We start from the raw sequence: 25,475 nt of genomic DNA on the forward strand, positions 1-25,475 counted from the left end.
TGACCGCAGGCATGCGAAAGGGCCGGTCGCTTGTGCGACCGGCCCTTTCAAAGGTCTAGGAGTGCCCTGCCCTGATCGGCATCGGGCTCTTCAGAGAACCTCAGATAGCGGTGATGTTCACGGCCTGGGGACCCTTGGGGCCCTGCTCGATGTCGAACGACACGCGCTGGTTCTCCTCGAGAGAACGGTAGCCGTTGCTGTTGATTGCGGAGTAGTGCGCGAACACATCCTGAGAGCCATCCTCAGGTGCAATGAAGCCGAAGCCCTTTTCCGCGTTGAACCACTTGACGCTGCCTGTTGCCATGTCTTTCTTACTTTCCTTACTGAAGGTTTACGGATCCCCGGTATATGAGACCCGGCGAGTGGATGCTTCAACCATGCTTCAGAAAGATGGGCGAGGACGCCACGGTACTACCTGAACTGCTGAGTGCCAAACACTTCGACAGCTTCAGTTTACAGGTAGTGACTCGGATTTCCATAGGCTTTTGTGAAAATCTTCGTGACACGCAAACGTCCAACGATTCTTCGGCGAGTCGCCGCAAAACCGCGACATTTGGCGACATACGACGGCGAAGATTGAAGACTTCTGCAGGAACGGCCGTCGGTCCGCGGCCGGATCGCGCCCGGACCGGCCCCCAAAGGAGGTGGCTCGGGCAGCGAAACTTGAGGTCTCAAGCATTGAAGTGTCAATCAAGGGGGAATTGTGACCCCGAGGAAGAATTTCTGTCACAATCCGTCATCGGCCGGGTCCGGCATGCCTCCGTGTTCAGCCGTCGATGGCCTGGCGTGCTGCCCGGACCACGTCGGCATCCGTCACCAGGTAGGCGGTCGGGTCCGCCCCGTCCGCTGCGCCCAGCGACACCGCCTCGCCCTGGGCGGTCGAGATCACCTTCTTCGCGGAGAGGTGGACCGCATCCAGCCCTGCGGCCTGCACCGCCGGAATGTCTTCCAAGGAGAGACCCCCGCCGGCCATGATCTGAATCCGGCCCTGCGCGTGGCGGCGCATGCTCTCGAGCTGCCGCAATCCCGCAGCAACCGTCGGGCGCTGACCGGAGGACAGCACCCGGGTGAAGCCAAGCCCGATCACGGTGTCCAGGGCGCTCTCGGCGTCCCGCACCTGGTCGATCGCCCGATGGAGTGTCAGTTCCGCACGGTCACTCACGTCGCGAGCGGCCGCCGACAGCCGGAGCAACGCCTCGCGGTCGATCTCGCCATCCGCCGTGAGCGCACCGACCACCACACCCGTGGCCCCCTGGCTGATCAGGGTGCGGATCTCACGTTCCATGAGACCCAGCTCTTCAGCGGAATAGAGGAAATCGCCGGGACGGCAGCGGATGAGCGGGTGAACCTCGACCGCTCCCCCGGCAGCCTCCATGCCGGCTTCCATGAGCCCCTGGGACGGCGTCAGCCCTCCGAGCTCCAGAGCCGTGGTCAGCTCGACCCGGTGAGCACCCTCCTGGGCGGCGATCGCCACTCCGCTGGACGAGGTGACGGCGATCTCAAGCAACATGCGATTCCCCTGTGATTCCTGTATTCGGTGTGACGGGTGCGAAGTGTTTCAAGCCCTTCGCGTGCGTTCGGCGCCCGTTGGAGCGTCTGATCCGAACTCTCGAAGCGAACTCATGTCCCGGCGTCGAGCAGATGAGAACCTGCACGACGCCGGGACATGATGTCCTGCGGATTACTCGCCGGCGCCCACCGCGGCGGGCTCTTCCTCCTCCTCGATGCCGCCTGCGAACTGCGACATGTAGAGGCGGTAGTACGCGCCCTCGCTGGCGAGGAGCTGTGCGTGGTTGCCCTGCTCCACGATGCGGCCGTCTTCCATCACGAGGATGGTGTCGGCATCGCGGATCGTCGAGAGACGGTGGGCGATCACGAAGCTCGTCCGATCGGTCCGCAGTGCGGCCATGGCCTTCTGCAGCAACAGCTCGGTGCGGGTGTCGACGGAGCTCGTGGCCTCGTCCAGGATGAGCAGCGATGGGTCGGACACGAACGCCCGGGCGATCGTGATGAGCTGCTTCTCGCCCGCGGAGACGTTGTTGCCCTCCTCATCGATCACGGTGTCATACCCGTCCGGGAGCGCACGCACGAAGCGGTCCACGAATGTGGCCTTCGCCGCCGCCATGATCTGGTCCTCGGTGGCGTCGAGGTTTCCGTAGCGGATGTTCTCGTAGATCGTGCCTCCGAAGAGCCACGCGTCCTGGAGGACCATGCCGATCTTGGAACGGAGTTCCGCCCGGCTGAGGTGCGTGATGTCCACCCCGTCCAGCGTGATCCGTCCGGAGTTCAGCTCGTAGAACCGCATGACCAGGTTCACCAGGGTGGTCTTGCCCGCACCGGTCGGCCCCACGATGGCCACGGTGTGGCCGGGTTCGGCGGTGAAGGAGAGGTCCTCGATGAGCGGCTTGTCCGGCGTGTAGCTGAAGCTCACGTTCTGGAACTCCACGTGGCCATCGGTCTTGGCCGGGAGGTGCTCGGTGGCCGTTTCCTCGTCCTGCTCGTCGGCGTCGAGGAACTCGAACACGCGCTCCGCGGACGCCACACCGGACTGGAGCATGTTCGCCATGCCGGCGATCTGGCCCAGGGGCTGACTGAACTCGCGGGAGTACTGGATGAACGCGGTCGCATCACCCAGCGACATCTGGCCGGCGGCGACCCGAAGGCCGCCCACGACCGCGATGCCCACATAGCTCAGATAGGAGATGAACTGCATGACCGGGAAGATCATGCCGGACACGAACTGCGCGCCGAACGCCGCCTTGTTCAGGGACTCGTTCTTCTCGTCGAAGCGTTCCAGCATGTCCTGCTCGCGGCCGAAGATCCGGACGAGGTCGTGACCGGAGAAGGACTCCTCGATCTGACCGTTCAGGTCGCCCGTGTTCTTCCACTGGGCCGCGAACAGCTTCTGGCTGCGGCTGCCGATCACACCGGCCGCGATGCCGGACAGCGGCAGAGCGATCAGGGCGATCAGCGCGAGCTGCCAGGACACCACGAACATCATGACCGCGATGCCGAGCACCGTCAGCACGGAGGACACCAGTTGGGAGAAGGCCTGCTGGAGGCCCTGCTGGACGTTGTCGACGTCGTTGGTCACGCGGGAGAGGATGTCGCCGCGCTGGCGGGTGTCGAAGTAGTTCAGCGGCAGGCGGTTGAGCTTGGCCTCCGTGTCGTCACGCAGGCGGCGGACCACCTTCATGACGATCCGGTTCAGGATGTAGCCCTGCGCCCAGAGGAACAGGTTCGCCGCGAAGTACATGAGCAGCACCGAGGCGATGAGGAAGCTCAGCTGCTGGAAGTCGATGCCCTGGCCCGGGACCAGATCCATCTTGGACACCATGTCCGCAAAGTTGTTCTGTCCCGACGCCCGCAGACCCTGGACCACCTGGTCCTTGGTCACGTCCGCCGGAAGAGGCTTGCCGATCACGCCCGCGAAGATGACGTCCATCGCCTTGCCGAGCACCTTGGGCGCGATGACATTGAGGACGACCGAGATGACCACCAGGACCACCACGAACCAGACGCCGGCGGCCTCCGGCTTCAGGAGGCCGAAGAGGCGCTTGGCGCTGGGCCAGAAGTTCTTGGCCTTCTTGGCCGGCACATCGCCGAACATGCCGCCGTCGGCCTCGGTGGGCTGGTACTCCTGCTCCTCGATGCCGTCGTCGTCGGGGGCCACGGCGGGGGCGTCCGCGGTGTCCTCCGCCACGGCTCCGCCCTTGCCGCGCTTGCCGCGACCTGCGAACTTGCTGTCGCCGCTCATGCTGCCTCCTCGGCACTCAGCTGGGACTCAACGATTTCCTGGTAGGTGGGACTCGTGGCCAGGAGCTCCTGGTGGGTCCCACGGTCCACGATCCGGCCATTGTCGAGGACGAGGATCTGATCCGCCTCGGTGATGGTGGAGACGCGCTGTGCCACGATGATCACCGTGGCATCGGACGTCTGCTTCTTGAGCGCGGCGCGGAGCCTGGCGTCCGTGGTCACGTCCAGAGCCGAGAACGAGTCGTCGAAGACGTAGACCTTGGGCCGGCTCACGAGGGCCCGCGCGATGCAGAGGCGCTGGCGCTGGCCACCCGAGACGTTGGTGCCGCCCTGCGCGATCCGCGCGTCGAGCCCCTTGCTCTTGGCCCGGACGAAGTCCTCGCCCTGTGCCACCCGGAGCGCCCCCCAGAGGTCCTCGTCGTCGGCTTCGGTCCGGCCGAACCGCAGATTGTCCCCGATGGTGCCGGAGAACAGGTACGGCTTCTGCGGCACCATGCTCACGCGGCGGGTGATGTCCTGCCGGGCCAGCTCCGGAACGGGCACCCCGTCCAGGATCACTTCGCCCGACTCAGCGTCGTAGAGGCGGGACAGCAAGGAGACCAGCGTGGTCTTGCCGGAGCCGGTGGAACCGATGATGGCCAGTGTCTGGCCGGGCTCCGCCGTGAACGAGATGTTGCTGAGCACGGGCTCCTCGGCGCCGGGGTAGGCGAAGGTCACGTCGCGGAATTCGACGCGGCCGGCCAGCTCGGCCGGCTGCTTCGGGTCGCTCGGCTCCTTCATCGACGGCTCGACGTCGAGCACCTCACCGATGCGGTCGGCACAGACCGAGGCGCGCGGGATCATCATGGCCATGAAGGTGCCCATCATGACCGCCATGAGGATCTGGAGAAGGTAGGAGAGGAACGCGGTGAGCGAGCCCACCTGCATGCTGCCCTGGTCCACGCGCTGTCCGCCGAACCACAGCACCGCGGCCGTGGACAGGTGGAGGATCATGCCGATGGCTGGGAACATCAGCACGAAGAGGGCGCCGATCTTCAGCGAGACGTTCGTCAGATCCTGGTTGGCGACACCGAACCGGTCCTTCTCGAAGGGTTCACGCACGAAGGCCCGCACCACGCGGATGCCGATGATCTGCTCGCGCAGGACACCGTTGATGCGGTCGATCTTGCCCTGCATGCCGCGGAAGAGAGGCATGAGGCGGACGACCAGGTAGCCGACGACGGCCACCAGGATCGGAACGGAGACCCACACGAGCCAGGACAGGCTGATGTCCTCCTTCAGGGCCATGATGATGCCGCCGACGCACATGATCGGAGTGGACACCATGAAGTTCAGGCCCATCAGGACGACCATCTGGATCTGCTGGACATCGTTGGTCCCGCGCGTGATCAGGGTGGGGGCGCCGAACTTGTTGACGTCCTTGGCGGAGAAGCTGGTCACCTTGCGGAAGATGCCGCGGCGCAGATCGCGTCCGATCGCCATGGAGGCTTTCGAACCGAAGTAGACGCCGAAGATGGCGCAGATGACCTGGATGAAGGCCACCATCAGCATGACGCTGCCGGTGCGCCAGATGTAGTCGGTGTCGCCCTTGGAGACGCCCTCGTCGATGATCTGGGCGTTCAAGCTGGGAAGGTAGAGGGCCGCGATGGTGGAGCCCAATTGAAAGAGAAGCACGGCCAGGATCTGGCCGAGATAAGGCTTTGAGTAGCGCTTGATGAGCGTCAGGAGCATGGAATCCAGCCTAGTGAACAGGGTCTGACAAAAAAGGGGAAATGCAGCGAGATCATCCTTCAGGACGACGGTTTTCCGGGTCGGAACGGCAACAATCCGCCTGGAGGATACTCCTGCTCCGGCTCAGCGGAGGGGCCGGGGCCACCGACCGCTTCGGCCAGGAGGGATCGACGGAGCCCGAAGGCCTCTTGGTTGCGGGAGGCAACCGTATCATGGGAACTCACCCTGTGGACATGCCTTCAGGCTAAGCTCTCCCGCGCTTCCAGACCAGAGTTCCGAAGCGGTTCTTGCAGAAATGAACGGGCGCCTCGGGACGGGCTTAAACGCAGCAGCGCCCCGGTTTCCCGGGGCGCTGCTCGATGACGCGGCTTTCAGAGCATCGCGTCGGTCACGTCCTCACGCCGGAATCCCGACGGCGGACGGACAGTGGTCAGGCGTTGAAGCCCGCCGGACGGTGGTCCTTCTGGCCGAGAGCCTGCGCCGCGTAGCCGTTCGGAGCGCCGAAGCGGTCGCCTTCCAGGGCGGAATCGGCCATGAGCGTGACGAGTTCGTAGGCCACGTGGCTGCCCGACACACCGGTGATCTCCGCATGGTCGTACGCCGGAGCGATCTCGACGACGTCGGCGCCCACGAGGTTCATGCCGCGGAAGCCGCGGATGATCTCCAGGAGCTCGCGGCTCGTGATGCCGCCGGCCTCGGGCGTGCCGGTGCCCGGGGCGTGAGCCGGGTCCAGCACGTCGATGTCGATGGAGATGTAGAGCGGGCGGCGGCCGATGCGGTCACGGACCTTCTCCACCGTCTCGAGCACACCCTGGTAGTACACGTCGGCGGAGGTGACGATGCCGAAGCCGAAGCGGTGGTCGTCGTCGAGGTCCTTCTTGCCGTACAGCGGGCCACGGGTGCCGATGTGGCTGATCGCCTCGGTGTCCAGGATGCCTTCCTCGACCGCGCGGCGGAACGGGGTTCCGTGGGTGTACTCGGCGCCGAAGTAGGTGTCCCAGGTGTCCAGGTGAGCGTCGAAGTGCAGCATGGCGATCGGCTCGCCGGCGCGCTCGGCGGCGGCACGCAGGAGCGGCAGGGCGATGGTGTGGTCGCCACCCAGGGTGACGAGCTTGCTGCCGTCGGCCGTCAGGTCCAGCGCGTTCTGCTGGATGGTCTCGATGGCCTCGTTGATGTTGAAGGGGTTGACCGCCATGTCGCCGGCGTCGGCCACCTGGACGTTCTCGAACGGGCTGACGTCCCAGGCCGGGTTGTACGGGCGGAGCAGCCGGCTGGCCTCACGGACGTGGTTGGCGCCGAAGCGGGCGCCCGGACGGTAGGAGACACCCGTGTCGAAGGGAACGCCGACCACCGTGACGTCGGCCTTCTCCACCTGATCCAGGCGCGGGAGGCGGGCGAACGTCGCAGCCCCTGCGTAGCGCGGGATCCGGGAGGAGTCGATGGGACCCAGATTGCCATTGGCTTCGATGCGGAGCTCTTCCATTTCCGTCCTTCACTCTCCATTGAACGACCCTCGAGGGGGCGAGTCTGTGATCACCATCATAAGGACATTGTTTTCTTTTATGCAACAGCTGTTTACTCGCTAACCGCCCCGCTCCCCAGGTGTCACACCCGCCGAGGCCGGCCCGTCGTCGTCGCGCACCCGTCCGCACCGTGCCGTCAGGACAGGCGTAAAGGATTCATAAAGATCCCCGCCAAGGGCGCCGGGCCGGGCCTAGCGTGAAAGCGTCCACAGCGAACGGTTCCACCATCACAGGAGATCTCGTGACCACGCTCACCCGCGTACCCGCGGATCCTTCCGACCCCCGCAAGCGCACCACGCTCCGGGAGTGGCTGATGGCGGAGACCGCCGAAGGCGCTGGAAAGCAGACCGGCCCCCACGGCCTGGCCGACCAGCACCACCGGAAGACCTGGTGGCAGGTGATGTGCCTGACCGGCGTCGATTACTTCTCCACCCTGGGTTACCAACCGGCGATCGCCGCGCTCGCTGCAGGACTGCTCTCCCCCCTGGCCACCATCATCCTGGTGGTGGTCACCCTGGCCGGTGCCCTCCCCGTGTACCGGCGCGTGGCGAAGGAGAGCCCTCGCGGCGAGGGCTCCATCGCCATGCTTGAGCGCCTCCTCCCCCGTTGGGGCGGCAAACTCGTGGTGCTCGCGCTCCTCGGGTTTGCCGCCACCGACTTCATGATCACCATGACGCTCTCCGCGGCCGACGCCTCCGCGCACCTCACCCACAACCCCTTCGCGCCCGAGTTCCTGCACGGTCAGGAGCTCGTGATCACCCTGGCCCTGCTGGCCGGGCTGGGCATCGTGTTCCTGCGCGGCTTCTCCGAGGCCATCAAGGTGGCGGTGCTGCTGGTCGCCGCGTTCCTGGCGCTGAACCTCGTGGTGGTGCTGGTCTCCCTCCTTCACGTCTTCGCCTCGCCCGTCCTCGTCGGCGATTGGTGGACCGCCCTCAACCAGCAGCACGGGAACCCGGTCATGATGATCGCCCTGGCCGTGCTCGTGTTCCCGAAGCTCGCCCTGGGCCTGTCCGGCTTCGAGACCGGCGTCGCCGTCATGCCGCAGATCCGCGGCGCACAAGGCGACACCGAGGAGAACCCCGCCGGCCGCATCCGCGGCGCCCATAAGCTCCTGACCACCAGCGCCATCATCATGTCCGCCTTCCTGGTGACGAGTTCGCTGTCCACCGTCATCCTCATCCCGGCCGAGGAGTTCCAGCCGGGCGGGAAGGCGAACGGGCGTGCCCTCGCCTTCCTGGCCCACCAGTACCTGGGCGACGGCTTCGGCACCGTGTACGACATCGCCACGATCGCCATCCTCTGGTTCGCCGGAGCCTCGGCCATGGCGGGACTCCTGAACCTCGTCCCCCGCTATCTGCCGCGCTACGGCATGGCACCCGCCTGGGCGCGCGCCATCCGTCCGCTGGTCCTGGTGTTCACCGTGGTCGCGTTCGTCATCACCGTGATCTTCGACGCCGACGTCGACGCCCAGGGCGGCGCGTACGCCACCGGCGTGCTGGTGCTGATCACCTCGGCCTCCGTCGCCGTGACGCTCGCCGCCCGCGACGCCGGCCAGAAGAAGACCATGCTGGCGTTCGGGCTCGTAGCCACCGTCTTCGTCTACACGACGATCGCGAACATGGTGGAGCGCCCGGACGGCATTAAGATCGCCGCCGTCTTCATCCTGGGCATTCTCGTGGTGAGCTTCGCATCCCGTGTCCGGCGGTCGTTCGAGCTCCGGGCCACCACCATCAAGCTCGATGAGCAGGCCCTGCAGTTCCTGGCGTCGGAGGAGGAAGGGCCCATCCGGCTCATCGCCCACGAGCCCAAGTCCACGGCGGCTCAGCGGTACATCACCAAGTTCAAGCACGCCCAGCTGGCCAGCCACCTGCCCGGCACGGACGCCATGTTCATCGAGGTGGTGGTGGAGGACAGCTCCGATTTCGAGGAGGAGTTGCTCGTCCAGGGCAAGATCCGGCACGGCTACCGTGTCCTGGAGGTCCACAGCGGCAACGTCCCGAACACGCTCGCCGCGGTGCTCCTGCACCTGCGCGACGTCACGGGCCTCATGCCCCACATCTATTTCCGCTGGACCGAGGGCAACCCGATCTCCAACCTGCTGAAGTACCTCTTCTTCGGCGAAGGCGAGATCGCGCCGGTGACCCGCGAAGTGCTGCGCGAAGCCGAGCCCGACATCACCCGGAGGCCCTGGGTCCACGTGGGGTGAGGCGAGGGGCATGGTGTGAGTTTGAGGGCCACCCGGACCGTGGCACCCGTGAGTTCACCCGCCCCGAACGCTGAACTCGCTATGGAGGGTTTGAGATCGCTACAGCCGGTAGCGATCTCAAACCCTCCATAGCGAGTTCAGCTAGTCGTCCCGTTCTCGGGGAGAATCCTGGCCGCCAGTCATCCACATGGCCGTCCGGGTTCACTAAACTGCGGACTGAACGCCGGAGGATGGGGACATGTCACCTCTCCCCGCCACTCCCTGGCTGCCACCAGACCAGGAGCACTGGACCACCGCTGAGCTTGAATACCTTGGTATTGGACGCACCGCGCGACGGCGGTTGATCACCACTGGGGACCTCGCCCGGTTGCGCCCCGGCCTCTTCGCGCGGAGACGTACTGCTTCATCGCCCGGGCTGTGTGAAATGGCTGATCAGACGCTTCGCGCACATGCGCACCGGTCCGCGACCAGACCCGACGCCGCCTATGTGTACAGTCACACCTCGGCTGCGCGGCTCAGGGGTTTGAAATTCCTCCGCGATAGCAGCGTCATCCATGTGTCGTGCGCCAGCAATCCGTGCCCGCGACGCCTCGGCGCCGGGGTCCGGACCCATATCGTCCGGCTGCCAGAGGAACACATAGAGGAGATCGCCGGGATCCGTTGCACCACACTGGAACGCACCATCATCGACTGTGCACGGATCATGCCCCTCGAAGACGCGGTCGTCCTGGCCGATCAAGCGCTGAGTCTTGGAGCAGACCGTGGCCTGCTGCTGAGAATGCTGGACGGGATGGCCGGATACCGAGGGGTCGTGAACGTTCGACGAGTGGTGGAGCTGGCGGATCCACGGAGCGAGTCGGTGGCGGAATCCCGCGCCCGTCTTCTGTTCCATCATGAGAACATCCCCCAGCCCGTCCCGCAATGGCGGGTCATGACACCCCTGGGCCCGCGATACCTCGACTTCGCCTGGCCGGAAGCCATGCTGGCCGCGGAATTCGACGGGAAAGTCAAGTATTTCGGTGAGAAGCCCACGGACCAGGCGCTCTACGAGGAACGGCTTCGCGAGCGGCACTTGATGGAACTCGGCTGGCGGTTCGTGAGGCTGACGTGGACGGATCTGGAACGACCTGGCGAGGTCCGTCGCAGGATCACCTCGACGCTACGCGGATCGGCGCCGCCTTCCCACCCGTGAACTCGTCATCGCCCGGCTCACCTCCCGGTTTCAGGTCGAACTCGCTGAGGAGGGGTTGAACTCGCTGCCGAGGGCAACGAGTTCAACCCCTCCTCAGCGAGTTCAGCGGTGGTCCGGATCCGCTATAGCGAGTTCAGGGATCACCACCCCGGGCCTTGCGGGTCCAGCGCACAGATCGACTCGTCAGCGAGCGCCCGGCCCCGCACGGCCCTCCGCACGAAACCCCTACGCCGCGGCGGCGGGGACCAGGACCCAGAGGACCTCGACTTCCTCGTCGGTCGGGTTCAGCCAGGTGTGCGGTTCGCGGCCGGGGAAGCTCAGGGTGTCGCCGGCGGAGAGTTCGTAGCGTTCGTTGGAGAGGATCAGCACGATCCGGCCCCTGACCACGTGCAGCACGTCCACATCGCAGTCCACGGAGTACAGCTCCGTTTCGCCCTTGCCCCCGGGCTCGATGACTCCCCTCAGCAACTGGACCCGCCGTTCGGAACGCGCCGTGAGCAGGGTCTCCACGATCCCATCACCGCCGAAGGAGATCTTGGGCGCTTCGTCCGCGCGGGTCAGGGCCACATCGGTCGCCGCGAACAAGTCACCGATGTCCACCGAGAGGACCTGGCAGAGCGTCACCAGGGATGCCACGGACGGGGAGGTGAGATCGCGTTCCACTCGGGACAGGAAGCCCTTGGTCAGGCCGGTCACGTCGGCCACCTGCTCGATCGTCATGCGCTGAGCCTTGCGGGCCGCGCGGATCCGCGACCCGATGTTGATCGGCGCGTTGCTCGGCTCGATGGGGAGGGCTTTCATGATGGCCTTTCATTCACGGGCGCCGCTCGAGGTGGGGGGATCCACGAGTTGGGCACGGAAGTGTTCCCGGTCACGTTGGGCTGCTTCTGGAAGCGAGTTTAGTACCAGGGATCAAGTTATGCCTGCACCTCAACTCGGTTCCGCTCGCGCCCGAGTCCCCCCGACTCAACACCGCGTCACAGGGCAGTCGGCGAGCCGCCGATCCCTGCCGCACTCCGCCGTCGTCGGCTACAGTGTAGTCAGCTTCACGAGAGGTGGCGCCAAGCTCCGACTGGCCACCCGCCAACCCCATGTTCACGGGTGGCTCGGATGCAGAAGCGGCCCCGTTCTCCTGGCGGGGCAAGAGCACACGCAAGGATTCTCATGTCCGTCACCGTCCTGCCTGCCGTCGATCTCCAGAGCGGCCACGTCACCCTGTTTCTCCACGGCGCCAGCCACCACTACTTCTGCGCGCAGCCGCACCAGCTGATCGACGCGCTGAACCGGGCGGTCCGTCCCCCGGCTTGGGAGCACGACGGCGTGCTGACGGTCCGCATCGCGACCACCGGACGGCGGGACGGACGGGAGCTCCGCTTCAGCCTGCAGCCCCTGTCCGGATTGCGGTCCACCGAAACCGGAAGCGTCGGTGAACCGTCCGAAAATCCGCGGAATTTCGCGCTACAGTGAGGGCTGCGCAATGGGGCGCCACCTCCGACCACACCTCAGGAGCAGGATCCCATGAACACCCCTCAGGCCTCGCCCGCCGATATCCGGCGCTGGCAGCAGTACCTCGCGGACGAACGCGCCGAAGCCTCCGTGTACCGCGATCTGGCCGCCCGTCGGGAAGGTGAGGAGAAGGCCATCCTCCTGGCCCTCGCCGAAGCAGAAGGCCGGCATGAAGCCCACTGGCTGGCCCTGCTGGGCGATCAGGCGGACAAGCCCCGTCATGCCTCCCTCAACAGCCGATTCCTGGGCTTCCTGGCCCGGAACTTCGGCTCCGTGTTCGTCCTGGCGCTGGCACAGCGGGCCGAGGGCCGTTCCCCGTACGCGACCGATCCCCACGCCACCCCCGCCATGGCCGCCGATGAGCAGATCCATGAAGAGGTGGTGCGCGGCCTCGCGACCCGCGGTCGTGCCCGCCTCTCGGGAACGTTCCGCGCCGCAGTGTTCGGTGCGAACGACGGCCTGGTCAGCAACCTCTCCCTCGTCATGGGCATGGCCGCGACCGGCGTCGACAGCCAGGTGGTCCTGTTCAGCGGCGTCGCCGGATTGCTGGCAGGCGCCCTCTCGATGGGCGCGGGCGAATACGTCTCGGTCCGTTCGCAGCGGGAACTCCTGGAGGCCAGCCGGCCCACGCAGATCACGCTCGACGCCGCTCCTCGCCTTGATCTGGAACACAACGAGCTCGTCCTGGTCTACCTGGCGCGCGGCATGAGCCGGGAGGCCGCCGAGCACCGCGCCGCGGAACGGATGGGACGCTTCAGCTGCGATTGCGACCCGAGTCTGTCCCTCCAGCCCGAGGCCCCGGAGACCACGAACGAGCATGAGGAGATCGGCACGGCCTGGGGAGCCGCGTCGTCCAGCTTCTGCTTCTTCGCCTCCGGCGCGCTCATCCCGATCCTGCCGTTCCTCTTCGGCATGAGCGGCTTCGGCGCTCTGGCGCTGGCCGTGGTCCTGGTGGGCCTGGTGCTGCTCGGCACCGGCGCGGTCGTGGGGCTCCTCTCCGGCACCTCTCCGCTCAGCCGCGCGCTGCGCCAGCTGCTGATCGGACTCGGCGCGGCCGGGGCGACCTACCTTCTGGGCCTGCTGTTCGGGGCCACGGTCGGCTGACCCTCCCCCTGACCGACGACGGCGCACCCTCCCCTGGCACACAGGCGAAGGGTGCGTCTTTGCCCACATACGGTGGCCGCCGACGCCGCCCCTCGCACCCTCTGCGTAGAGTTACGTGCGGGAGGAACGTATGGACAACATCACCAGGGTGATCCTGGAGAACATCACCACGGTGCTCGCCATCGTGTTCGCACTGGCCGCCGCGGTGAGCACCTGGAGGGACCGCCGCCGCATGAGGAACGGGGTCTTCCTGCTCCTCGCGCTGGGCTTCGCGCTGCTGAGCCTGGGCCGGAATGACGAGACGGCGTGGCTGCTGCTGATCGTCGTGCTGCTCGCCATTCTCGCGGTGCCCGTGCTCGGGCTCTTCCTCGTGGTGAACGGCGTCGTCATGCTGCGGCGCGAGGGACGGTCCCTGGCGAATCTGCTGTCGCTCGCTGTGGGCCTGCTCGTGCTGTTCGCCCCCTTCCTGCTGGGGCTGCTCGAACGGTTCGCCGGAGGTCCCGAGGCGCCCATCTGGGTAAGCATGGTCCCCTTCCTTCTGTTCATGCTGGTCGCCTATGTGGGCTTCGTCTTCTGCGCGTTCCTCCTGTACTCCTTCATCTATGCGCGCACGCGGAGCAAACAGGTGCCGGATTACGTCATCATCCTCGGGTCCGGGCTGATCGGAGGCAAGGTCCCCCCGCTCCTCGCAGGGCGCTTGGACAAGGCGGTGCAGATCCACCGGGCGGCGCCCGAAGGATCCCGCCCGGTCCTGATTCCCAGTGGGGGCCAAGGGCCTGACGAGACCCGTAGCGAAGGCGCCGCCATGGCCGAATACCTGGTGGACGCGGGCGTTACGGAGACCGACGTCCTCCCGGAGACCGAGGCCCGCACGACGATGGAGAATCTCGAGTTCTCCCGGGCCCTCATGACGAAAAAGGACCCCGTCGTGACGGTCACGACCAGCAGTTACCACGTGTTCCGGGCAGCGATGTACACCCGCCGGGCGGGCATGAAGGCGGTGGTGCGGGGCTCGAAGACCGCGGCCTACTTCGTCCCGAGCGCATTCCTGCGGGAGTTCGTCGCCGTGTTCCTGCAGTACAAGTGGATCAACTTCGGCGTGTGTGCGGCGATCGTGCTCGGATGTCTCGCGCTGCTCTGGGAGTCCTACCGCTGGTCATGACATCCTCCGGAAGGTGCGGAACCGGGAATCGCGCAGCGCGCCGATGGTGTCGGTGAGGAATTTCTCGACGATCGCGAGTTCCCCATCGTCGAAGGACCGAGCCACGTCGGTCAGGGCCTCGGCCTGAACCTCCAGGATCGAAAGAACGACGTTTCGCGCGCTCTCGGTCGGATGCAGGATGTTGAAACGGCGGTCCCGGGGATCAGGCTCGCGGATCAGATATCCGGCCTTCTCCAATCGCGCGACCAGGGTGGCGCTGGATGCCGAGGAGAGGTGGAGGTGTCTTTCGATCATGCTGGCGGTGACCTGCCGGACACCGGATTCAGACAGCAGGTAACGGAGCGCAGCGAGATCAGTGGAGTTCACGTTGAGTTTCTCGCGGAGCCTCTCCCGCGCCTGCTCCACGGCGACGGTGAACTCCCGGAGATGATGGAGGGCGGTCAGGGCCTGGTCCGGACGATCGCTTTCCTGCCAGCGCCTGTCGATCACTTCGAGCGCCATCGAAAATCAGCCTTCTCGATATCGGGGTACTACGGGCCCACGATCCCGGACTTCATTCCACGCACCCGGGATCAGTGGGGCGGCGCGCCGGCCGGGGTGCTCATCGCACCCCGGCCGCGCTGACGGGCGGGGTCGTCCCGCCGGCAACCGTCAGGGCCGGCACCCTCACGATGGCGTGAGTCGATGCCGGCTCCGACGGCGGCACATCACTTGTCCTTGAAGGCGTCCTTGACGTCCTCGCCGGCCTGCTTGACGTCACCCTTGGCCTGCTGAAGCTTGCCTTCAGCCTCCAGCTTGTGGTTGTCCGTCGCCTCGCCGATGACTTCCTTGGCCTTGCCGACCGCCTGATCGGCAGCGTTCTTGGCCTTGTCCGTGAAACTCATGATGTTCGTCCTTTCCGTTGATGCAGAAAACGATGGTGTGCCCTCTGGAGAGGGCGCTGAGGTGTGGCTCTCAAGCCCGGCTCTTGCGGGTCAGAGCCCCCCAGACGACCAGGACCAGCACGGCGCCGCCGATCGCGAGCAGCCAGGACCCCAGGGACCAGAAGCTGTTGACGCCCTCGTGGAACAGTGCGGATCCGATCCAGCCGCCGACGAGGGCGCCGACGACGCCCAGGACGAGCGTCGAGAGCCAGCCGCCGCCGTGCTCACCCGGAGTGATGGCCTTGGCGATGGCGCCCGCGATCAGGCCGAGAATGATCCAACCGAGAAATCCCATGATTTTTCTCCTCAAATAGTGCTGAACAGTGTGTGGTGAAGAATGTCAGGCGGTGGCCAAAGCGGGCTGGGAGCCCGACCGATGGTCCGCGTGGTGTGTGTCAGCCGCGGCTTCGACAGCGAAGCGGACGTGACGCTGGACGAAGCTCGCATCAAGCAGCTTCTCCATGTCCGGAATGAGCCGGTCCTCGACGAGGGCCATCACGGCCACCGGATTGGCAGTGCCGGTCATCGTGTACACGGCATGCAGCACGAGCCCGTCGGAGTCCTCCTCGACCCTGACGCTCGCATCGGCCAGCGCAGGGTGCGCCTTCGCCGCGTTGACAGAGGCCCTGGCGACCAGGCTCTGGTAGCTTTCCATCTCGCTCTCCCGAAATCTCTGAAGTGTCAACTCAAGAAATGCAACCGCCCGCAGGCGGGGGAACTCGATCCTTCCTCGTCCCAGCGGCGGCGGAACGGATCTTGCGCATCACGCTAACACATAGCTCGCTTGCCTAGCTAGTCGTCGATTCGGCGCGTCACGCTGGAGGCGATTCCCGTACATCCGTGATTTTCCGGGAAGAAGCGGCGCACACGCCATTAGGTAGCTAGGCTTCCGATCCACCGCCGACCCGTCATCGGCTGCCTCATGACCGGCGGCACGCTCGTCGGATCACGAGAGCCGGGACGCGCAAAAGCCGCCCCGGTCGGTCACCGGGGCGGCTTTCGTCCTGCGTTGTTTCCGACGCCTGATCGCGGCGCCCTTTCCGGCGTCGGGGCTTCGAGGGCCCGACGCCGGAAGCGTCGTCAGTGAGCCGGGATGACCGGCTCTTCCTCCGCGTTCGCGCCGGCCAGGCGGGCGTTCCACGCCTCGATGACCTTCGCATCCGTGGGAGGAGTCATGAAGGACACCGCGATGTAGACGACGGCGGAGGAGATCAGGCCGTAGTAGATCGGCTCGTTGGCGTAGACGCCGTCGAGCGGGACCTTGGCGTTGATCTCGAGGATGATCATGGTGCCCAGGGTGACCACGGTGCCCACGGCCATCGAGACCGCCGCCCCCATGCCGGTGCCGCGCTTCCACACGAGACCGCCGAGGATCGCGACCAGCAGGCCGCCCACCAGGATGTCGTACGCGATGGTGAGAGCGGCCACCACGTCCTTGACCAGGATGGCGAGGATGATCGCCACCACGCCGAGCCCCAGGACCCAGAGACGGTTCTCCTTGACGTCCTCCTCAGGGTTCTTGTCGTGCTCCACGGCCACGTTGCGCCCGAACCAACTGGCGACGAACGGCGCCACATCGGTGCGCGCCACGGTGGCGGCCGCGATCAGAGCACCGGAGGCGGTGGACATCATGGCGGCCACGGCGGCGGCGAGGACCAGGCCGCCGATGGCGACCGGGAGGATGTGGGTGGCGACCTCGGCGTAGACCACGTCCTTACCGAGGTTCTTGACGTCGATGTTCGGCAGGGCGACGTGGGCGGCCATGCCGATCACGGCGCCGGCCAGGCCGTAGAGGATGCAGTAGACACCCGCGGTGGCGCCGCCCCAGCGGGCCACACCCGGGGTCTTGGCGGTGAACACGCGCTGCCAGATGTCCTGACCGATCAGCAGGCCGAGGGTGTAGACCACGAAGTACGTGATGATGGTCTGCACGCCGATGCCGTCCCAGTGGAAGAACGAGGCGTCCACGCGCTGCTTGATGCCGTCCCAGCCGCCGGCCGCGCCGAGGGCGAAGGGCAGCATGAGGAAGAAGACGCCGATGGTCTTGATGAAGAACTGCACCTGATCAGCCAGGGTGATGGACCACATGCCGCCGATGGTGGAGTAGACCAGCACGATCGCGCCGCCGATGGCGATCGCCAGCCAGCGGTCCCAGCCGAAGAGCACGACGAAGATGGTGGCGTAAGCGCTCGTGGACGTGGCGCAGAGCATCAGGGTGTAGGCCAGCATCACGATGCCGGAGGTCTGGGTGGCGCGCGTGCCGTACCGCAGGGTCAGCATCTGGGACACGGTGTAGATCTTGAGCTTCTGGATCATGCCCGCGAACAGCAGGCTGAGCAGCAGCACGCCGACGCCGATCGCCACGACGAGCCACATGCCGGAGATGCCGAACTTGTAGCCGAGGCCGACGCCGCCGACCGTGGACGCTCCGCCGAGGACCACGGCGGCCATGGTTCCGGTGTAGAGGAGAGGTCCGAGACGGCGTCCCGCGACCAGGAAGTCACTGTTGTTCTTGGTCCGGGACTTGCCCCAGAAACCGAAGGCCAGCATGGCCACGAGGTAGAGGATCACGATCCCCGAATTGATGATGTTTCCGTCCATGATGAACCTTACTCAAAGGGTGGTGCGCTGGGTCACGACCGTGCGTGACGACTGACACAAGGGTAAGTTTCCGCTTCAACCAAAGTCAACCAATCAGCAACAACGGGTGCATATTGGAAAACTCGCGGGTAGCACGGTGTTGCGCGCATCACCTTCCGCCGGAGCCCGTGGGGAGCCGGTCCGCGCCCACACGAACAGCTACCCGAGGGGGAGAAATGTCCGGAGAGCACCCGGCAGTACGCAATGGCGGCGACCTGGTGGTCGAGACCCTGCAGGCCCTCGGCGCCCGCACGGTGTTCGGCATCCCGGGCCAGCACGCGCTGGGCCTCTTCGACGCCATGGGCCGCGGACGACTGCACTTCGTGTCCAGCCGGATCGAGAACAACTCCGCCTTCGCCGCGGACGGCTACTCGCGCGCCACCGGACAGCCGGGCGTCCTGTTCCTCTCCACGGGCCCCGGCGCTCTGACTTCGCTGGCGGGCCTGCAGGAGGCCTACGCCACGGGCGTGCCGATGATCGTCGTCGCCAGCCAGATCCCCACAGCCGGCCTCGGGGCGAGGCGCCGCGGCATGCTCCACCAGCTCGACGACCAGGCCCTCGCCGCCTCCCAGGTGACGAAGTCCCAGCGGACCATCCAGCACGCCTCCGCCATCCCCTCCGCCCTCCGTGACGCCTGGACCGAAGCCATCACCGCCCCTCAGGGCCCGGTCTGGGTCGAGGTGCCGCAGGACATCCTCCTCGAACCCGTCAGCACTCCCCCGGTCCGGGACATCACGGCGCAAGCCCAGCCCGTCCCCGCCCGCGCCGAGCTGATCGAGGAGGCCGCCCGGCTCCTCGCCGAGGCCCGGCGGCCGCTCGTGATCGCCGGTGGCGGCGTCCGTCGCGGACAGGCCGAGGCCGCCCTCCTGGAACTGGCGGAAGCACTCGACGCCCCGGTCATCTGCTCCCCCGGCGGCAAGGGCGCCTTCCCCTGGGAACACCCGCTCTCCCTCCAGTCCTGGATCGAGGACGTGCACATGAGCGAACTGATCGAGGACGCCGACGTGCTCCTGGCCGTCGGGACATCGCTCGGCGAGGTCACGTCCAACTACTTCACTCTGGCTCCGCGGGGGCGTCTCCTCCAGATCGACGCGGAAGCCCGCGTGCTCGAGTCCAACCATCCCGCGCTCGGGATCCACGCCGACGCCGGTGAGGCGCTTCCGGCGCTGCGGAACGCCGTCGTCGGGCTGCTTTCGGAGCACGAGCCGCAGGAGCACGATGGCGCCGCCCGCGACTGGCATGGCCACTCGCCCCGCGAGGTGGTCGCCACCGCCCTGGACACCGTCCGTGACCGGCTCGCCGGCCAGGGCCTGGAGCATGAGCTGGACTTCATGGCGGCCGTCCGCGCGGCCGTGCCCGACGGGATGCAGACCTTCTGGGACATGACCATCTCCGCCTACTGGGGCTGGAGCTGCTGGGACGCCCGCGCGGGCCAGTTCCACTCCGCCCAGGGCGCCGGAGGGATCGGCTGGGCCTACGGGGCCGCGATCGGCGGGTCCGTCGGCCTCGGCGAGCGCGTCCTGGCGGTCTCCGGTGACGGGTCCTCGATGTACTCGATCTCCGAACTCGCCACGGCCCGGCAGCACGACGCCCCGGTGACCTGGCTGATCGTGGACGACGGCGGCTACGGCATTCTGCGAGAGTACATGGAGGGCGCATTCGGCCAGGCCACGGCCACCGAGCTGTCCCGGCCCGACTTCGTCGCCCTCGCCGAGTCGTTCGGAGTGCCGGCCCGCCGGGTGGCCGCGGAGAACGTCGAGCAGGCGCTGCGGGAAGCCCTCGAGGCGGAGGGGCCGAACGTCGTCGTCGTGGACACCACGCTGCGGATGTTCGCCCCGACCCACCTGGAGCGCCCGGTCACCCTCTGAGCCCGCGGCAGGGGCCCTTTAACGCCGTCGGCCCCGGGCTGGCGCGGTCTGCTTGTGACCACAGCACGCCGCCTCCGGGGCTGACAACGAGTTTCGGGTAGTAAAGGGCCTCCGTCGATCGGCGTCACCGTCCCCTCTCGCGTCGTTCACGGTCCGGCGCTTCCGTTCCGTACTCACCACTGTGGCCGAGCAACATGGGACGCGCCTTGCCGCTCCCTGGGGCGTCACTGGGAATCGCGTCGCCTCAGAAACTCGAAGAGCTCCCCGAACCCGAAAAGCTACCACCGCTCGACCCGTAGCCCGTGCTGCTGCTCGAGGAGGACGACGAGGCGGCGCTGCGAGCAGAGTCCACGGCCTGCTGACCGGCGTCGAGGCCGCTGCCGAAGTTGATCACGGAGATGATCGGGACGCGCGGGAAGGCGATGTCCACGATGCTTCCGTTGTAGCGGCGGGCGTCAGGGCGTGACGAGGACGCGGCGTCGATCTTCTCCCGCATGAGTTCGGCCTCGCGCTCCGAGCGGGTGGTGGCCGCGATCACCGCGTCGGCATGCCGCTGGAGCAGCTCCGCCATCTGCTCGCGTTCGGTTTTGAGGGCGTCCAGGGCCGCGTCCGGGGTGACGCTGCGGTCGTCCAGTCCGGCTTCCAGCCCGGATAGCCGTTGCAGCGCACCCGCCGCATGCGCGCGGAGTGCCGCGGCGGATTCGAGGCCGGCCCCGGTGGGATTCCCGTTGAGCATCTGTTCCACTTCGGACAGCTCTCCCACGAGTGCCTCGGACTGCCGGCGCCACGCGTCCCGCCAGCTCGAATTGAGGTTGAGGAGCGCGTTGGAATCGGCGATCGCATCGTCGAGACCGTCCAGGGTCTCCGCCTGGTCCCGGAAACGGACGGCGTCGGAAACTGCAGTGGCGACGGACCGCTCCTTGGGGGTCATGGCCGCGAGCTTGTCCCGGAGCGTCGTGGTGTCCCGCAACTGCTCCTCCAGGGTGTGCCAGCGTTCAAGCACGCGGGACCCGTACGCGGAGGTGTCCGGGATGGTCGACGCATTCAGCTCGGTCTCCTGGAGCTGGAGGGTGACCGAGGCATAGGCGCGGTCACCGGCGTCGAACGCCTCGGCGAACTTGCGCCGGTTGTTGGCGCGGACGCCCGCCCAGATGCCACCGCCCACCAGGGCGCCGCCTCCGACGATCCCACCCGTCCACAGCGTCGCGGGAGCCAGGTACCAGGGCCGCCCGATCCGAGAGGCGGCGGACCGCACACCCTCGATGGTGCCATCGGTCCACTGGGCCTGGCGGAAGAGCGACTTGGTGTCCTCCTGGATCGCTTTCTGCTCGTCCAGGGGGATCTTGCGGTCCTCGCCGAAGTACGTGCCCACGTGACGGCCGGTGGTGTCGAGGGCGAAGACGAAGAGGCCGTCGGCCCACTTCTGCCCGTCCGCGGTGATCCATTCGGGGTGTCGGGAGCGCGCGAAGCGGAGCACCTCTTCGTTGAGATCGTCCGACTGACTGCCGGCCCGCGTGAAGATCACGACCTTGGTGGGCTGGTAGAACGAGATCTTCTCGATCGCCGGACGGAGCTGCGGGAGGTACAGCGCACCCGCCGTGTCCTCGATTTCGAGGCTGGTCACGCCGTCGGCGCGTGCGGGCAGCGCACCGGCCAGAAGCGGCACGACGGCGGCGAACAGGAGCGCCGTCACCGCCCGGGCCGTGCGGATCGCGATGTTCACTGACCGGTTCATGGAGTCCCCCTGCCGACGCGGTGTGATGTCAGCGCCAGCCTAGCGGGTCCGCCGGGGGTGTCCATGGTCGTGCGGCACGCTGAGGACCACGTCCAGGACCCTACGCGCCGCTCAGAACTCGCTGACGTGCACCTTCTCCCCGGCCGGGCTGAAGATGCCCAGGAACTCCGTGGCGACCGGCCCGGCGGCGCCGAACCAGTGGGGCGTGGTGGTGTCGAACTCGGCGGCCTCGCCCGGGCCGAGCCGGTACTCCTGGCTGCCGAGGACGAGCCGCAGCTCCCCCGCGAGGACATACAGCCACTCATGTCCGGGGTGCACCTTCGGCTGTGGTTCCTCCGGCATGGATTTCCCGTGCAGCACGTGCTTGTACGCGCGCATCCCACTGTCGCCGCGGCTGAGCGGCAGGAGCGTCTGGCCGTACTTGCTGATCGGCTTGATGTGGACCCGGGGATCGCCCACGGCCGGGGCGCCCACCAGCTCGTCGAGCGGCACACGATAGGCGCGGGCGAGCGGATACAGCAGCTCGAGCGTCGGTTTGCGGCCGCCGGACTCGAGCCGGGACAGGGTGCTGACCGAGGTCCCGGTGAGGCCCGAGAGCTCACCCAGCGTGAGATTCCGGGCCTCACGGATCGCACGGAGCCGTGGACCGACTCCTGCCAGGAGGGAGTTCAGCTCGGAGTCGTGGGAGTCCTGTGGAGAAGCCATGGTGCGATTTTGCCACTTCAGCAAGACTGATTGCCAGTTTCGTGCGTCCAGATGAGAATGATTCACAAGAAATCTGAGGAGGACCACATGACCACCACACCCTACGACGTCGCTGTCATCGGGGGCGGGCCCGCCGGGCTCGGAGCCGCCATCGCCCTCGGCCGCTCCCGCCGCTCCGTGCTCGTGATCGATGCCGGCGAGCCACGGAACGCCCCCGCCCAGGGCGCCCACAACGTGCTCGGCCTGGAAGGCATCGCGCCGGCCGAACTCCTCTCCCGGGGCCGCTCGGAGGCGTCCGGGTACGGGGTCGCCTTCCTGAACGGCGCGGTCCGCACCGCCGCCCCCGATGACGGCGGGTTCCGCCTCACGGTCGACGCGGCGGACCGGCAGGACGCCACTGAGATCCGCGCACGCCGGCTCATCCTGGCCACCGGTCTCGTCGACGTGCTGCCCGAAGTCCCAGGGGTTCGCGAAGGATGGGGGCACTCCGTCCTCCACTGCCCCTACTGCCACGGCTGGGAGGTGCGCGACCGGCGGATCGGCATCCTGGCGAGCGACGCCCGCGCCGCACACCAGGCACTGCTGTTCCACCAGCTAAGCGATCGGGTGACCATCCTCCCCGGCTGGACCTCGCCGGCCGACGGAACACCGGGGGCCGAATGGGAGCCTGGAGAGGACGCGGCGCTGCTCGCGGCCCTCGGGGTTCCCGTGGCGTCCGCCCCGGTGACCGCGCTGAAACTGGACGGGACACAGGTACGCCGTGCGATCCTGGCCGACGGCACCAGCCTGGAGCTGGACGCCGTGGCGGTCGCGCCGTCGTTCGTCGCCCGCACGGAGATCTATGAGCAGCTCGGCGGCGATCCCGAGGAGCACCCCATGGGCCGCTTCATCCCCGCCGACCCCACGGGCCGGACGCCGGTCACCGGAGTCTGGGCCGCCGGCAACGCACAGAACCTGATGGCGATGGTCTCGGCGTCGGCGGCCGCGGGCGTGCAGGCGGGCGCCGCGGTCAACGCGGACCTCGCGCTCGAGGACGCCGAGCGCTTGCAGGACGTCGCTTAAAACACCATCGGCTGCTCCGTACGATGCCGGAATCCCCGGAAAACCCGGGAAAACGACATCGTACGGAGCAGCCGATGACTGCGTTTCAGACTCAGAGAGCCGAGTAGACCTCGCGGAGCAGCGCGGCGGTCTCGGACGGCGTCTTGCCGACCTTCACACCGGCGGCCTCGAGGGCCTCCTTCTTGGCCTGAGCCGTGCCCGCGGAGCCGGAGACGATGGCGCCGGCGTGGCCCATGGTCTTGCCCTCGGGAGCGGTGAAGCCCGCCACGTAGCCGACGACCGGCTTGGTGACATTGGCCTTGATGAAGTCGGCGGCACGCTCCTCGGCGTCGCCACCGATCTCACCGATCATGACGATGGCCTTGGTCTCCGGGTCGGCCTCGAACGCGGCCAGGGCGTCGATGTGGGTGGTGCCGATGACCGGGTCGCCGCCGATGCCGATGGCGGTGGAGAAGCCCAGGTCGCGCAGCTCGAACATCATCTGGTAGGTCAGGGTGCCGGACTTGGAGACCAGACCGATCGGGCCCTTGCCGGTGATGTTGGCCGGGGTGATGCCCACGAGGGACTCACCCGGGGTGATGATGCCGGGGCAGTTCGGGCCGATGATGCGGGTGATCTGCTTGCCGTCGGCGTCGACCTTGGACTGAGCCAGGGCCCAGAACTCGGCGGAATCCTGGACCGGCACGCCTTCGGTGATGACGACGACGAGGCCGATCTCGGCCTCGATGGCCTCGACCACGGCGGCCTTGGTGAATGCCGGCGGCACGAAGACGATCGAGACGTCAGCGCCGGTCTCGGCGATGGCTTCCTTGACGGTCCCGTACACGGGGAGCTCGACGGCGGAGCCGTCGGCCGCGGTGTGACGCACGGTGGTGCCGGCCTTGCGGGCGTTCACGCCACCGACGACGTTGGTGCCGGCCTTGAGCATCAGGGCGGTGTGCTTGGTGCCTTCGCCGCCGGTGATGCCCTGGACGATGACCTTGGAGTCCTTGTTCAGGTAGATAGACATGTTTTTACCTCTGTTATCCGGGCTTAGCGGGCGTTGGCGAGCTCGGCGGCCTTGTCGGCGCCCTCGTCCATGGTGGCGGCGAGGGTGACCAGCGGGTGGTTGGCCTCGTTGAGGATGCGGCGGCCTTCCTCCACGTTGTTGCCGTCCAGGCGGACCACCAGCGGCTTGTTGGCGGAGGAGCCGAGCTCGGCGAGCGCGCCGACGATGCCCTTGGCCACGGCGTCACAGGCGGTGATGCCGCCGAAGACGTTCACGAACACGCTCTTGACCTGCTCGTCACCCAGGATGACGTCCAGACCGGCGGCCATGACCTCGGCGGAGGCGCCGCCTCCGATGTCGAGGAAGTTGGCGGGCTTGACGCCGCCGTGGTTCTCGCCGGCGTAGGCGACGACGTCCAGGGTGGACATGACGAGACCCGCACCGTTGCCGATCACGCCGACCTCGCCGTCGAGCTTCACGTAGTTGAGGTCAGCGGCCTTGGCCTTGGCTTCGAGGGGATCCGCGGCGTCCTTGTCCTCGAGGTCCTCGTGACCCGGGTGACGGAAGGCGGCGTTCTCGTCGAGGGAGACCTTGCCGTCCAGCGCCAGGATGTCGCCCGCACCGGTGCGGACCAGCGGGTTGACCTCCACCAGCGTGGCGTCCTCACCCTTGAAGACGTCCCACAGCTTGATGAGGACGGCGGCGACCTTCTCACGGAGGTCCTCGGCGAAGCCTGCGGCGGCGACGATCTCGTCAGCCTTGGCCTGATCGATGCCCACGGCCGGGTCGACGGCGACCTTGGCCAGAGCCTCGGGGCGCTCGACGGCGAGCTGCTCGATCTCCATGCCACCCTCGACGGAGCACATGGCGAGGTAGTTGCGGTTGGCGCGGTCCAGCAGCACGGAGAAGTAGAACTCCTCGGCGATGTCGGCGCCCTGAGCGATCATGACCTTCTTGACCGTGTGGCCCTTGATGTCCATGCCCAGGATGTTGTCGGCGTATTCGTACGCCTCATCTGCGGTCTTCGCCACCTTCACACCGCCAGCCTTGCCGCGGCCGCCGATCTTGACCTGTGCCTTGACGACGGTGACGCCGCCGATCTTCTCAGCTGCGGCCTTGGCTTCTTCAGGGGTGGTCGCGACGATGCCAGCGAGCACGGGAACGCCGTGCGCCTCAAACATGTCGCGAGCCTGGTATTCAAACAGGTCCACGGTTCGGTGTCCTTCTACGTCGAGGTAGGTGTGCAGGCGCCTCCCCGTGACGGGTTATTGCGACCGTTCCGCAGGAGGTGCTCCACTGGGAACTTTAGCCCTGTGCGGGGCTGCGCCGCTCCCAGACTACCGGTTTCGTGACCAAGGCCACATTTCTATGATT

The 25,475-nt window shown here is 67.0% G+C and carries 22 protein-coding genes and 1 riboswitch; of the genes, 7 read left to right on the top strand and 15 right to left on the bottom strand.

From position 1 onward, the window contains the following. Window positions 1–100: 100 nt before the first annotated feature. The 5 genes from cspE to speB form a co-directional block, all read right to left on the bottom strand. On the bottom strand, window positions 101–304 hold the full coding sequence (gene cspE / locus BLV63_RS14865) for a transcription antiterminator/RNA stability regulator CspE (protein ID WP_066214383.1): 204 nt from the start codon (window positions 302–304) through the stop codon (window positions 101–103). A 462-nt stretch (window positions 305–766) separates the two neighbouring features. After that, complete coding sequence (locus BLV63_RS14870) at window positions 767–1,510, bottom strand: copper homeostasis protein CutC (protein ID WP_066214381.1); 744 nt, start codon at window positions 1,508–1,510, stop codon at window positions 767–769. A gap of 171 nt (window positions 1,511–1,681) precedes the next feature. After that, entirely contained in the window at window positions 1,682–3,757 is a 2,076-nt protein-coding gene (locus tag BLV63_RS14875; RefSeq protein ID WP_066214379.1) for an ABC transporter ATP-binding protein, read from the bottom strand. Further along, the gene (locus BLV63_RS14880) at window positions 3,754–5,487 is read right to left on the bottom strand and encodes an ABC transporter ATP-binding protein (protein ID WP_066214377.1); all 1,734 of its coding nucleotides are present in this window, start codon (window positions 5,485–5,487) and stop codon (window positions 3,754–3,756) included. Before BLV63_RS14880 ends, BLV63_RS14875 begins: the two co-directional genes overlap by 4 nt. Window positions 5,488–5,917: 430 nt before the next feature. Further along, window positions 5,918–6,970, bottom strand: a complete 1,053-nt coding sequence (gene speB / locus BLV63_RS14885; RefSeq protein WP_066214375.1) for an agmatinase — start codon at window positions 6,968–6,970, stop codon at window positions 5,918–5,920. Between the two features lie 281 nt (window positions 6,971–7,251). Between speB and BLV63_RS14890 the strand changes: the two genes are divergently transcribed. Continuing rightward, window positions 7,252–9,216, top strand: coding sequence for an APC family permease (locus tag BLV63_RS14890; protein WP_066214373.1), 1,965 nt, complete (start codon window positions 7,252–7,254; stop codon window positions 9,214–9,216). Window positions 9,217–9,640: 424 nt separating this feature from the next. After that, window positions 9,641–10,408, top strand: coding sequence for a hypothetical protein (locus BLV63_RS14895; RefSeq protein ID WP_066214370.1), 768 nt, complete (start codon window positions 9,641–9,643; stop codon window positions 10,406–10,408). A 225-nt stretch (window positions 10,409–10,633) separates the two neighbouring features. On the opposite strand, the gene BLV63_RS14900 is transcribed toward BLV63_RS14895, so the two are convergent. Continuing rightward, window positions 10,634–11,209, bottom strand: coding sequence for a helix-turn-helix domain-containing protein (locus tag BLV63_RS14900; RefSeq protein ID WP_066214368.1), 576 nt, complete (start codon window positions 11,207–11,209; stop codon window positions 10,634–10,636). A 243-nt stretch (window positions 11,210–11,452) separates the two neighbouring features. Beyond that, a riboswitch (SAM riboswitch) is annotated at window positions 11,453–11,561 on the top strand. 11 nt (window positions 11,562–11,572) lie between these two features. On the opposite strand from BLV63_RS14900, the gene BLV63_RS14905 reads away from it, so the two are divergent. The 3 genes from BLV63_RS14905 (at window position 11,573) to BLV63_RS14915 (ending at window position 14,180) form a co-directional block, all read left to right on the top strand. Continuing rightward, window positions 11,573–11,875: a hypothetical protein gene (locus BLV63_RS14905; protein ID WP_066214366.1), complete on the top strand. Its 303-nt coding sequence runs from the start codon at window positions 11,573–11,575 to the stop codon at window positions 11,873–11,875. A 51-nt stretch (window positions 11,876–11,926) separates the two neighbouring features. Beyond that, window positions 11,927–13,018, top strand: a complete 1,092-nt coding sequence (locus BLV63_RS14910) for a VIT1/CCC1 transporter family protein (protein ID WP_082724154.1) — start codon at window positions 11,927–11,929, stop codon at window positions 13,016–13,018. A 130-nt stretch (window positions 13,019–13,148) separates the two neighbouring features. Beyond that, complete coding sequence (locus BLV63_RS14915; RefSeq protein WP_066214362.1) at window positions 13,149–14,180, top strand: YdcF family protein; 1,032 nt, start codon at window positions 13,149–13,151, stop codon at window positions 14,178–14,180. Here the strand turns inward: BLV63_RS14915 and BLV63_RS14920 are convergent. The 5 genes from BLV63_RS14920 to BLV63_RS14940 form a co-directional block, all read right to left on the bottom strand. Next, window positions 14,175–14,681, bottom strand: a complete 507-nt coding sequence (locus BLV63_RS14920) for a MarR family winged helix-turn-helix transcriptional regulator (protein ID WP_066214360.1) — start codon at window positions 14,679–14,681, stop codon at window positions 14,175–14,177. The genes BLV63_RS14915 and BLV63_RS14920 overlap by 6 nt on opposite strands. Before the next feature lie 206 nt (window positions 14,682–14,887). After that, window positions 14,888–15,064: a CsbD family protein gene (locus tag BLV63_RS14925; protein WP_074784357.1), complete on the bottom strand. Its 177-nt coding sequence runs from the start codon at window positions 15,062–15,064 to the stop codon at window positions 14,888–14,890. A gap of 70 nt (window positions 15,065–15,134) precedes the next feature. Continuing rightward, window positions 15,135–15,398 carry a GlsB/YeaQ/YmgE family stress response membrane protein gene (locus BLV63_RS14930; protein WP_066214358.1) on the bottom strand — a complete coding sequence of 88 codons (264 nt, stop codon included), beginning with the start codon at window positions 15,396–15,398 and terminating at the stop codon, window positions 15,135–15,137. A 45-nt stretch (window positions 15,399–15,443) separates the two neighbouring features. Continuing rightward, window positions 15,444–15,758: a hypothetical protein gene (locus BLV63_RS14935; protein WP_066214355.1), complete on the bottom strand. Its 315-nt coding sequence runs from the start codon at window positions 15,756–15,758 to the stop codon at window positions 15,444–15,446. A 425-nt stretch (window positions 15,759–16,183) separates the two neighbouring features. Further along, a complete protein-coding gene (locus tag BLV63_RS14940; RefSeq protein ID WP_066214353.1) occupies window positions 16,184–17,704 on the bottom strand; it encodes a sodium:solute symporter family protein in 1,521 nt (506 codons plus the stop codon). A gap of 215 nt (window positions 17,705–17,919) precedes the next feature. On the opposite strand from BLV63_RS14940, the gene BLV63_RS14945 reads away from it, so the two are divergent. Further along, entirely contained in the window at window positions 17,920–19,611 is a 1,692-nt protein-coding gene (locus tag BLV63_RS14945) for a thiamine pyrophosphate-binding protein (RefSeq protein ID WP_066214351.1), read from the top strand. Between the two features lie 244 nt (window positions 19,612–19,855). Here the strand turns inward: BLV63_RS14945 and BLV63_RS14950 are convergent, their stop codons facing one another. Both BLV63_RS14950 and BLV63_RS14955 read right to left on the bottom strand, forming a co-directional pair. Further along, a complete protein-coding gene (locus tag BLV63_RS14950) occupies window positions 19,856–21,346 on the bottom strand; it encodes a DUF5129 domain-containing protein (protein ID WP_074784360.1) in 1,491 nt (496 codons plus the stop codon). 111 nt (window positions 21,347–21,457) lie between these two features. Continuing rightward, window positions 21,458–22,051 carry a helix-turn-helix domain-containing protein gene (locus BLV63_RS14955; protein ID WP_066214347.1) on the bottom strand — a complete coding sequence of 198 codons (594 nt, stop codon included), beginning with the start codon at window positions 22,049–22,051 and terminating at the stop codon, window positions 21,458–21,460. An 87-nt stretch (window positions 22,052–22,138) separates the two neighbouring features. Between BLV63_RS14955 and BLV63_RS14960 the strand changes: the two genes are divergently transcribed. Continuing rightward, window positions 22,139–23,113 (top strand): NAD(P)/FAD-dependent oxidoreductase, encoded by a 975-nt coding sequence (locus tag BLV63_RS14960; RefSeq protein ID WP_082724153.1) that lies wholly within the window; start codon window positions 22,139–22,141, stop codon window positions 23,111–23,113. A 91-nt stretch (window positions 23,114–23,204) separates the two neighbouring features. Here the strand turns inward: BLV63_RS14960 and sucD are convergent, their stop codons facing one another. Both sucD and sucC read right to left on the bottom strand, forming a co-directional pair. Beyond that, entirely contained in the window at window positions 23,205–24,122 is a 918-nt protein-coding gene (sucD, locus tag BLV63_RS14965; RefSeq protein ID WP_066214343.1) for a succinate--CoA ligase subunit alpha, read from the bottom strand. Between the two features lie 23 nt (window positions 24,123–24,145). Further along, window positions 24,146–25,312, bottom strand: a complete 1,167-nt coding sequence (sucC, locus tag BLV63_RS14970; protein WP_066214341.1) for an ADP-forming succinate--CoA ligase subunit beta — start codon at window positions 25,310–25,312, stop codon at window positions 24,146–24,148. Between the last annotated feature and the right edge of the window lie 163 nt (window positions 25,313–25,475).

This window comes from Arthrobacter woluwensis (assembly GCF_900105345.1).
Classification (GTDB): domain Bacteria; phylum Actinomycetota; class Actinomycetes; order Actinomycetales; family Micrococcaceae; genus Arthrobacter_E; species Arthrobacter_E woluwensis.

Excerpts from the sequence above, each read along its gene's own strand:
- cspE (WP_066214383.1), bottom strand. The coding sequence starts at position 304 with ATGGCAACAGGCAGCGTCAAGTGGTTCAACGCGGAAAAGGGCTTCGGC.
- BLV63_RS14870 (WP_066214381.1), bottom strand. The coding sequence starts at position 1,510 with ATGTTGCTTGAGATCGCCGTCACCTCGTCCAGCGGAGTGGCGATCGCC.
- BLV63_RS14875 (WP_066214379.1), bottom strand. The coding sequence starts at position 3,757 with ATGAGCGGCGACAGCAAGTTCGCAGGTCGCGGCAAGCGCGGCAAGGGC.
- BLV63_RS14880 (WP_066214377.1), bottom strand. The coding sequence starts at position 5,487 with ATGCTCCTGACGCTCATCAAGCGCTACTCAAAGCCTTATCTCGGCCAG.
- speB (WP_066214375.1), bottom strand. The coding sequence starts at position 6,970 with ATGGAAGAGCTCCGCATCGAAGCCAATGGCAATCTGGGTCCCATCGAC.
- BLV63_RS14895 (WP_066214370.1), top strand. The coding sequence starts at position 9,641 with ATGGCTGATCAGACGCTTCGCGCACATGCGCACCGGTCCGCGACCAGA.
- BLV63_RS14900 (WP_066214368.1), bottom strand. The coding sequence starts at position 11,209 with ATGAAAGCCCTCCCCATCGAGCCGAGCAACGCGCCGATCAACATCGGG.
- BLV63_RS14905 (WP_066214366.1), top strand. The coding sequence starts at position 11,573 with ATGTCCGTCACCGTCCTGCCTGCCGTCGATCTCCAGAGCGGCCACGTC.
- BLV63_RS14910 (WP_082724154.1), top strand. The coding sequence starts at position 11,927 with ATGAACACCCCTCAGGCCTCGCCCGCCGATATCCGGCGCTGGCAGCAG.
- BLV63_RS14915 (WP_066214362.1), top strand. The coding sequence starts at position 13,149 with ATGGACAACATCACCAGGGTGATCCTGGAGAACATCACCACGGTGCTC.
- BLV63_RS14920 (WP_066214360.1), bottom strand. The coding sequence starts at position 14,681 with ATGGCGCTCGAAGTGATCGACAGGCGCTGGCAGGAAAGCGATCGTCCG.
- BLV63_RS14925 (WP_074784357.1), bottom strand. The coding sequence starts at position 15,064 with ATGAGTTTCACGGACAAGGCCAAGAACGCTGCCGATCAGGCGGTCGGC.
- BLV63_RS14930 (WP_066214358.1), bottom strand. The coding sequence starts at position 15,398 with ATGGGATTTCTCGGTTGGATCATTCTCGGCCTGATCGCGGGCGCCATC.
- BLV63_RS14935 (WP_066214355.1), bottom strand. The coding sequence starts at position 15,758 with ATGGAAAGCTACCAGAGCCTGGTCGCCAGGGCCTCTGTCAACGCGGCG.
- BLV63_RS14940 (WP_066214353.1), bottom strand. The coding sequence starts at position 17,704 with ATGGACGGAAACATCATCAATTCGGGGATCGTGATCCTCTACCTCGTG.
- BLV63_RS14945 (WP_066214351.1), top strand. The coding sequence starts at position 17,920 with ATGTCCGGAGAGCACCCGGCAGTACGCAATGGCGGCGACCTGGTGGTC.
- BLV63_RS14950 (WP_074784360.1), bottom strand. The coding sequence starts at position 21,346 with ATGAACCGGTCAGTGAACATCGCGATCCGCACGGCCCGGGCGGTGACG.
- BLV63_RS14955 (WP_066214347.1), bottom strand. The coding sequence starts at position 22,051 with ATGGCTTCTCCACAGGACTCCCACGACTCCGAGCTGAACTCCCTCCTG.
- BLV63_RS14960 (WP_082724153.1), top strand. The coding sequence starts at position 22,139 with ATGACCACCACACCCTACGACGTCGCTGTCATCGGGGGCGGGCCCGCC.
- sucD (WP_066214343.1), bottom strand. The coding sequence starts at position 24,122 with ATGTCTATCTACCTGAACAAGGACTCCAAGGTCATCGTCCAGGGCATC.